The sequence below is a fragment of the Acinetobacter sp. V2 genome (genome assembly GCF_001188385.1).
GTDB classification, from domain to species: Bacteria; Pseudomonadota; Gammaproteobacteria; order Pseudomonadales; family Moraxellaceae; genus Acinetobacter; species Acinetobacter oleivorans.
The window spans coordinates 397453-406552 of record NZ_JZFB01000002.1; the positions used below are offsets into that span (position 1 = coordinate 397453).

A 9100-nucleotide genomic window follows, 5' to 3' on the forward strand; every position below is an offset into this window, starting at 1 on the left:
AAAAACTCTAAATTTACATACGAATGAAAAAAATATGGATACGGTCAAAAAGATTTTAAAATTCAGCTTAAAATCAAATGACTCTTTTGAACAATTGCAAACAGCGTTAAACAGTACCAATGGTAAAGAAATAAAACCAGTGAATTGGCATAGTGGCAATGTTTTCTTGCAAGGCGCAGGCCGCCAGTACCAAACTAACTGGGCATTTGAAGATGGTTATATCTTTGTAGAAGGCCAACCAGATGCGGTACTAACGCATCTCTGGGGTTCATCTGTAGGTATTAGTCAACGATCTAATGACCCAAAACAGCGCTGGGAATTGAAATAAGCTTAATTTGAGCTAGAACATAAGATGGTAAGAGAAAGCTCTCTTACCATCCTTATAAAATTTATATTGCGATATCTTTTACTGGTAAATACTTACCTAACAAAGAAAAACTAACATCCGCAACTTCCAACGGGTCTGAACTGGTCCAAATAATATGATTTCCCTCATTTGGACTTTCAGAACTTAAATGATATTGATTGAGCTGCCGAATTAATTGCGCTGTTACAGCTTCCGAAGGCTCAATAATTTGGATATCACGACCTACAATTTCCTGAATCGTATCTGAGACAAATGGATAGTGTGTGCATCCTAAAATAATCGTATCGACTTTTTGCTCGACTAACGGCGCCAAAATATTTTTTAAATAATCTTTAACTTCCGCGGTATGTGCTTTCCCCGTTTCAATTTTTTCGGCTAAGCCAATACACGGCACTAAAGAGACTTTAATATCTTGCGCATACGTTTCAATTAAACTTTTTAAGTTTTTACCCCTCACCGTGGTGGCAGTTGCCAAAACAGCAATATGCTTGCTTTGTGTGATTGCCACAGCAGGTTTTACCGCTGGCTCTATGGCAATAAGTGGCACACTAATTTGCGCTCTAATCGTTTCAACCGCTACGGCCGTCATGGTGTTACAAGCAATCACAATCGCTTTACATTTGCCATGAGCAACTAAGTTTGAAATTAAATGCGTGGTTCGTGAAACAATCCAGTCGCTTTCTCTGTCTCCATAAGGGACATATTTCGAGTCTGCGAAATAAATAATGTCTTCATTCGGAAGGGCCTCCCGAATATGCTTAAAGAGAGACAGCCCGCCTAAACCAGAGTCAATCATTCCAATCGGGTTGTTCTTCTGGTTCATTATTTTTCCAATTTAAAATTCTAAAAGAAACTATATTTTTCATTATTATATTATGTTTTTAAATCAGGCCCAACGAGGACCTGACCTAAATTTCGAATTTTATTTTAAGCTGCCGCTTTTTGTTCCTTAATCCAATTTTTAATACGTGAATCCAATATATTTAAAGGCAATGTTCCTGCATTTAAGATCATGTCGTGGAACGCTTTGATATCAAAACGATCTCCAAGCTCATGTTTCGCGAGCTCCCGTAGCTCTAAAATTTTTAGTTGGCCCATCTTGTAAGCTAATGCTTGTGCAGGAATAGCAATATAGCGGTCAGCCTCTGCCTGAATATCGGGTTCATCTAAAGCAGAGTGATCTCTCATAAAATCAATCATTTGCTGACGGGTCCATTTTTTATAATGCACGCCAGTGTCCACCACTAAACGACAAGCACGGAACAACTCACTCGATAGTCTTCCATAGTCTGAAAGCGGGTCTTTATAGAAACCAACATCTTTACCCAATTGCTCGGCATAAAGTGCCCACCCTTCAATGTAGGCGGTGTCGTTGGGTTGCTTTCGGAACATCGGCAAATTTGGCAGGTTTTGGGCAATATCAATCTGCATATGGTGGCCGGGAATAGCCTCATGGTAAGCGGTCGCTTCCATTGATATTTTGGAACGTTCAGAGAAGTCGCCAGTATTTACATATACTTGTCCGGGGCGTGAACCATCAGGTGTGCCTTGGTGATACTCCGCACCTGCCGCTTCTTTTTCTCGATATTGCTCTACAGGCAAAACTTCGACTTTATTTTTGGGTAATAAACCAAACAGTTTTGGCAACTCTGGTTGCATTTGGGCAATATACCCGCGATAAATTTCTAAAATTTCTTCACGAGATTTTGGGAAAACCGCAGGATTTGTTTTTAAGGATTGTTGGAAACTTTTTAAGTCGTTGAAACCTTGTGCTTTGGCAATTTTAAGCATTTCCGCTTCAATACGAGCAACTTCTTTTAACCCAAGCTGATGAATAGTTTCAGGGCTTTCCGAGGTTGTCGTATTATCTTCTACATAAAAACGATAGAGCTCGTCACCGTTTGGCAAGCTCCATATACCCTCGTGCTGTCGTCCATAGGGTAAGTAATCTTTCTGAATAAACGTACCGAGTTTTTGATAAGCAGGCCGAACATTCTGATCTATGGCCTGTAGTATTTCACGGCTTAAACGCTCTTGTTCTGCTTTCGAAATGTTTTTTGGAAATTGCTTTAATGGAGAAGCAAACACGCTGTCTTTCCCTGCTGGAGTTGCAATGCTATCAACCTGCTTCACCACTTTTTCAAGTAAATATTTGGGTGGCATCAAGCCATCTTTTTGTCCTTGTTTTGCTAACTGAATACCTTGATCAAGAATAAGTGGGATTTGTTTTAAACGAGCAATATAGTCTTGATATTGCTTCGCATTATTAAATGGAATTGCACTAATGAATCCCGGAAATTGCAAATGTAGTCCCCACATTTGATTGAAAGGCATCTCATACAATTTTAAATCATAATATTTAAGTGAGTCTTTCAACCGATTAATCATTAATTCTTTATTTAATTGATCAGTTGCTGAAAATCCTGTGCTATCAATTGCTTCAAAACGTTTTAAAAAATTTTGAGTAGTTTTTTTATCTTTCTCAATCTGATTTTTTGAAACCTCGGTCCATCGATCGTTGTAGCGTAAATCTCCTAAAGCAGTTGCACTTTCAGGATTATTTTTTAAAGTATATTCCCACTGTTCTTGTAAAAGCTGGTTTAAAGCTTTCACCCGAACAGAGACATCACTGTTTTGTTTAGATTGTGATTTTTCGATGGTATTTGTATTTATTTCGGGGCTTGCAGCATCAGCAGAATGAGACATCCAAAATAAAACACTGATACAAGCAAAATGTAAAGTTCTGTTTTTCATTTAATTATCCAGAAATATTTAACGAAGTTTAAAATAAAGACAAAACAAATTACGTGCCAAGCAGCATATAAAATGGTGTAAAAATCGAGTATTTTTTAACTCAATGATTTTATAAATTAATTTTCTTTTTAATTAAATTATTTATAGTTGCTATCTTTATTCCGAATCTGACTTTAATTTACCAGAAAGTCAAAAAAAGAGCACATGAGCGATCTCAGTGCACTTTTTTATTTCTATATTAAAAATTGTTTCTCAAGAAAACAAATATTGATAAACAATATATGCAGCCAGTTTTGCTGTTCTATTGTCTAAATCAAATTTTGGATTGCACTCAGCAATATCTAAAAGTTTGATTTTTCCAGTCTCTTGAATATGCTTAAAAACTGCTTCAAAAGTGGCTAAATCAATTCCTTTGACAGCTGGCGCACTGACCCCCGGTGCAACCGCAGCCGTGAAGACATCTAAATCAATCGTAACGTACAAACAGTCTACTTTTTCAATAAAAGCATCAACCGCTGCAAGCACGTTTGGTAGGTTAAAAATATTAACCTCATGGTCACGTAAATATGAACAATTTAGAGCATCGGCTGTATCAAACAAAACTTTAGTATTGGCGTGATTAGCGACCCCAATACATAAATAATTAAATTGTTTTTGATGCTGTTCTGAAAGTCGCGCTGCTTGTAAAAAAGGTGTTCCAGAAGTGGCATGCTCTGCTTCACGCAAATCAAAATGGGCATCGAAATTAATAATGCCTATTTTTTTATCTGGCGCGTGGGCTTGTACATATTGGAATAGACCGCTAAAGCTGCCAAATGCAACTTCATGTCCACCGCCCAATACAATCGGTTTTAAACCATTTTGTAGGCTAGTTGCGACTTGCTCCGCCAACTCGGTTTGGGCTTGCTCTAAATTGTCATATTCGCAGGTCACTGTACCCAAATCGACAATACTGACTGGACGATGAATAGGTAAATTGGCAAGCTGATTACGGATTGCATCTGGCGCATCGGCAGCACCGACTCGACCTTTATTACGCTTCACGCCTTCATCAGAGCTAAAACCAATCAGCGCAAATTCAGCATGTTGGGTTTTATTCATAATATGGTGAATACGTTGGTGTGCTTCACCCTCGCCATCATGGCGACCTTGCCATTTAAATGTGTGATTCATGTGACACCGTTTAAAAAATAACTTCTTGTCCATGCTGAACGACTCGCTTCGGCAAATCTCCGCCCAGCCAGTAAACAATTTCAGATGGATGCTCAATATCCCAAGCCACAAAGTCAGCGACTTTACCCTGCTCTAAACTGCCGTGTGTTTGCTCTAAACCAAGTGCTTGTGCAGCATGAATGGTGACACCTGCTAATGCTTGCTCAGGCGTTAAACGGAATAACGTACTGCCCATATTCAGCATTAAACGTACAGAAAGTGCTGGAGATGTGCCCGGATTTAAATCACTCGACAACGCAATACGCACACCATGTTTAATCAGACTTTCAATTGGTGGATATTGTGTTTCACGTAATAGATAAAAGGCGCCCGGTAGTAACACAGCAACCGTACCCGACTCTGCCATGGCTTTGACGTCATCTTCGGTCATGTACTCTAAATGGTCAGCTGACAAAGCATGATAACGGGCTGCCAAGCTTGAACCGCCTAATGATGAGAGCTGTTCAGCATGCAACTTAACGGGTAGACCCAATGATTGTGCTGTTTTAAAAACACGTTCGACCTGAGCAGGTGAAAATGCTAAATGCTCACAGAACGCATCTACAGCATCGACTAAGCCTTCAGCATGCAGTTTTGGCAACATTTCTGTACAAATATGCTCGATATAAGCATCGCTTTGATCTTTGTATTCTGGCGGTAAAGCATGGGCAGCTAAACAGGTACTTTTGACCGTCATTGGTAAAGCTTCACCAATTTGACGGATCACACGCAACATTTTGCGCTCGTTTTCGTAATTCAGTCCGTAACCAGACTTAATCTCGATGGTCGTTACACCGTCTTGTTGCATACAGCGAATACGTTTAAGTGCTGAATTTAATAGTTGTTCTTCGCTTGCTTCACGCGTTGCACGTACTGTACTGGCAATACCACCACCGCTTGCTGCAATTTCAGCATAACTTACACCTTGCAAGCGTTTTTCAAACTCAACACTACGGTTGCCACCAAAAACACTATGCGTATGGCAGTCGATGAACCCTGGGGTCACCCAAGCACCGTTTAAATCAACTGTTTCGGAATATGTGTCGGTAGGAAGTTGTTGTTGTTTTCCAATCCACTGAATGAGATGCCCTTCTGTGACAATTGCAGCATCTTCAATGTAGGAGTATTGCCCATTTTGCATGGTCGCAATGTGGCAATTCTGCCAAAGTTTTTTCATGAGCCTTTCCTCAAAACTGCCCAATAGTTAAACCATTGGGCAGTTCATTTGTTAGCTTTCTATCTCAACATTTTGCTGGATAGGATTACTTTCCTTTCCCAAGTTTTGCTGTGGTTTTACCCATATGCGATAAGCAATAGTTAAGAGTGCAAGCCATGTTATTCCGACATAAATTGCAGGACGTGAATCAGGGAAATAACCCATCATGACTAAAATAAACACCATGAAACCAATCGCGAACGCAGGTGCAACTGGCCAACCCCATACAGGGAAATCAAGTGCTTTAATTTCAGCAGTAGATAATTTACGGCGCATCGCAACTTGCGAAAGCAAAATCATGAGCCATACCCAAACCGTTGCAAACGTAGCAATTGATGCAATGATCATGAATACATTTTCAGGAATTAGGTAGTTCAACACCACACCAATTAACAGCACACCAGCCATAACCACAACAGTCATCCATGGCACACCATTACGCGATAATTTTTGGAAAATGCGAGGTGCTTGACCACGGTTTGCCATACCATAAAGCATACGGCCAGCGCCAAATACATCACTATTAATTGCTGAAATCGCAGCAGTCACCACCACAATATTTAGAATATTCGCGGCAGATTTAATGCCTAAATTTTCAAAAATTTGTACAAATGGGCTACCTTGGCTACCAATTTGATTCCATGGGAAAATCGACATCAAAACAAAAATGGTCAGTACATAGAAAAGTAAAATACGTACTGGAACAGCATTAATTGCTTTTGGCAAAGTCGTTTTAGGGTCTTGTGATTCACCAGCAGTTAAACCGATAATTTCGATACCACCGAAAGCAAATACAACCACAGATAAACATGCAACTAAGCCTGCAATGCCATGCGGCATAAAGCCGTCATAAATCCATAAGTTTTGAATACCCGGTACCACACTGCTATGGTCAGCGTGGAAGCCATAGAACATTAAGCCTATTCCGCCTAAAATCATGGCAACAATGGCACTCACCTTAATGATGGAAAGCCAGAATTCGAGTTCACCAAAGACTTTAACGTGAATCAGATTAATGGCACCCAAGAACATAATCAGAGATAAAATCCAGATCCACCGTGGCACATCGGGATACCAGAACCCCATATAAATACCAAAAGCGGTGACATCGGCAATAGCGACAATCACCATTTCAAATACATAAGTCCAGCCTGTAGTAAAACCTGCCAGAGGACTAATGTATTGTGATGCATAGTGGCTAAATGAACCGGATACTGGGTTATGGACAGCCATTTCACCCAGTGCGCGCATAACGATATAAATTGCAATCCCTGCAACGATATACGCGAGTAATACTGAAGGCCCCGCCATTTTAATGGCGGTAGCCGAACCATAGAAAAGCCCAGTTCCAATTGCTGAGCCCAATGCCAAGAAACGAATATGGCGGGTGTTCAATCCCCGCTGTAGTGTGGAGTTTTGTGACATTATAATCTCCAATCCTTGAGGAAATTTAGTTAGATTCGGCCACTCCATGTGACCGTTTTATCAATCACACTTCAGATAAACTAGGGAGTAGTTTTGGAATAAGTAACTCGTTTAAACAGCCACTCGAAAGTAATTCACTTGCTTGTTCAATATCAGGAGCAAAGAAACGGTCTTCACTGTAGTAAGGAACTTGATCGCGCAAGATTTTACGAGCTTGTTCAAGTTTAGGCGAGCTTTTTAAGCCTTCACGGAAGTCTAGACCCTGACAAGCGCCTAACCATTCGACAGCTAAAATGCCACGGACGTTGTCAGCCATATACCAAAGACGTTTACCTGCATTCGGAGCCATTGATACATGGTCTTCCTGATTCGCTGAAGTTGGCAAACTATCAACACTCGCTGGATGCGCAAGTGCTTTGTTATCACTCGCAAGAGCTGCTGCTGTAACTTGTGCAATCATGAAACCTGAGTTCACACCGCCATTTGCAACCAAGAACGGTGGAAGCTGTGACATGTGGCGGTCCATCATCATCGAAATACGACGTTCTGAAAGTGAACCAATTTCTGCGATTGCCAATGCTAAATTATCTGCCGCCATTGCTACAGGTTCTGCATGGAAGTTACCACCAGAAATCACATCACCTTGTTCTGCAAAAACAAGTGGGTTATCAGATACAGCATTTGCTTCAATTTCTAAAACTTCAGCAGCCTGACGGATTTGAGTTAGACATGCACCCATCACCTGTGGTTGGCAACGTAAAGAATACGGATCTTGAACTTTGCTACAGTCTTCGTGTGAATGTGCAATTTCACTCGAATCCGTCAATAAATCACGATAAGCCGCCGCTACATCAATTTGACCACGTTGACCACGTACTTCATGAATACGAGCATCAAACGGTGAGCGTGAACCCAGCATTGCTTCAACACTTAAGCCACCACAAACTGTCGCAGCAGCAAATAAATCTTCAGCTTCAAACAAGCCACGTAAAGCATAAGCAGTCGAAACTTGTGTACCATTTAAAAGTGCCAAGCCTTCTTTCGCTGCTAAAGAAATTGGCTCTAAACCTGCAATTTTTAAAGCTTCAACTGCTGGTAACCATTCACCTTTATAACGAGCCTTACTTTCACCAAGTAAAATCAATGACATGTGTGCAAGTGGTGCCAAGTCACCTGAAGCGCCGACTGAACCTTTAAGAGGAATGTGCGGATAAACCTCAGCATTAATTAAAGCCAACAAAGCATCAATCACTTTACGGCGAATACCTGAGAAGCCACGTGCCAAGCTATTTGCTTTCAATAGAATAATTAAACGAACCATTGCATCATCAAGTGCTTCACCTACACCTGCTGCATGCGAAAGAACTAACGAACGCTGTAATTGTTCTAAATCTTCAGGAGCAATCTTGGTTGAAGCAAGTAAACCAAAACCTGTGTTAATGCCGTAAGCTGTACGTCCTTCATTTACAATCTGTTCTACACAAGCCACACTTGCGTTGATTGCAGCTGACGCACTTTCATCTAACTTAACTTTAATCGGGTTGAGGTAAGCTTGACGTAAATCAGCTAAGGTTAATTTTCCCGGTTGGATCAGTAATTCCATGTTGGCTTCCTAATTTTTTGCACTATATTCTGCTGAGACAGTGCTTTTCACAATTGCAAAAAGCACCGCCAGTTCTTCCATGTATTTTTATTGCGTGATCATTGGCAAGTTTAAGCCTTGCTCTTTCGCACAGTTAATCGCAATTTCATAACCGGCATCGGCATGACGCATAACACCTGTTGCAGGGTCATTGGTCAGTACACGAGCAATACGTGCAGCAGCTTCATCTGTACCGTCACACACAATCACAACGCCTGAGTGTTGAGAGAAGCCCATACCTACACCGCCACCATGGTGTAGAGAAACCCAAGTTGCGCCGCCTGCTGTATTAAGCAAAGCGTTTAATAAAGGCCAGTCTGATACTGCATCTGATCCATCTTGCATTGCTTCAGTTTCACGGTTTGGACTCGCAACTGAACCTGAGTCTAAGTGGTCACGACCAATCACAACTGGAGCTGATAATTCACCGCTACGAACCATTTCGTTAAATGCCAAACCAAGTTTTGCACGTAAGCCTAGACCA

At 40.9% G+C, this 9100-nt stretch carries 6 protein-coding genes and 2 pseudogenes; 1 reads left to right on the plus strand and 7 read right to left on the minus strand.

Annotated elements, in window-relative coordinates; all coding sequences use genetic code 11:
* Positions 1–328, plus strand: a pseudogene (locus UC75_RS21175) (hypothetical protein); the annotation flags it as partial.
* A gap of 61 nt (positions 329–389) precedes the next feature.
* Here UC75_RS21175 and murI read toward each other — a convergent pair.
* From murI to UC75_RS21180, 7 genes and pseudogenes are all read right to left on the minus strand, one after another.
* Positions 390–1190, minus strand: coding sequence for a glutamate racemase (gene murI / locus UC75_RS10665; protein WP_049837563.1), 801 nt, complete (start codon positions 1188–1190; stop codon positions 390–392).
* 104 nt (positions 1191–1294) lie between these two features.
* Positions 1295–3121: a DUF885 domain-containing protein gene (locus tag UC75_RS10670; RefSeq protein WP_049837564.1), complete on the minus strand. Its 1827-nt coding sequence runs from the start codon at positions 3119–3121 to the stop codon at positions 1295–1297.
* Positions 3122–3373: 252 nt separating this feature from the next.
* Positions 3374–4294, minus strand: a complete 921-nt coding sequence (gene hutG / locus UC75_RS10675) for a formimidoylglutamase (RefSeq protein ID WP_049837565.1) — start codon at positions 4292–4294, stop codon at positions 3374–3376.
* A 10-nt stretch (positions 4295–4304) separates the two neighbouring features.
* Complete coding sequence (gene hutI / locus UC75_RS10680) at positions 4305–5510, minus strand: imidazolonepropionase (protein ID WP_049837566.1); 1206 nt, start codon at positions 5508–5510, stop codon at positions 4305–4307.
* A 51-nt stretch (positions 5511–5561) separates the two neighbouring features.
* Complete coding sequence (locus tag UC75_RS10685; protein WP_005300457.1) at positions 5562–6974, minus strand: amino acid permease; 1413 nt, start codon at positions 6972–6974, stop codon at positions 5562–5564.
* Between the two features lie 64 nt (positions 6975–7038).
* Positions 7039–8577 carry a histidine ammonia-lyase gene (gene hutH, locus UC75_RS10690; RefSeq protein WP_004790166.1) on the minus strand — a complete coding sequence of 513 codons (1539 nt, stop codon included), beginning with the start codon at positions 8575–8577 and terminating at the stop codon, positions 7039–7041.
* An 87-nt stretch (positions 8578–8664) separates the two neighbouring features.
* Positions 8665–9100: pseudogene (locus UC75_RS21180) on the minus strand (urocanate hydratase); the annotation flags it as partial.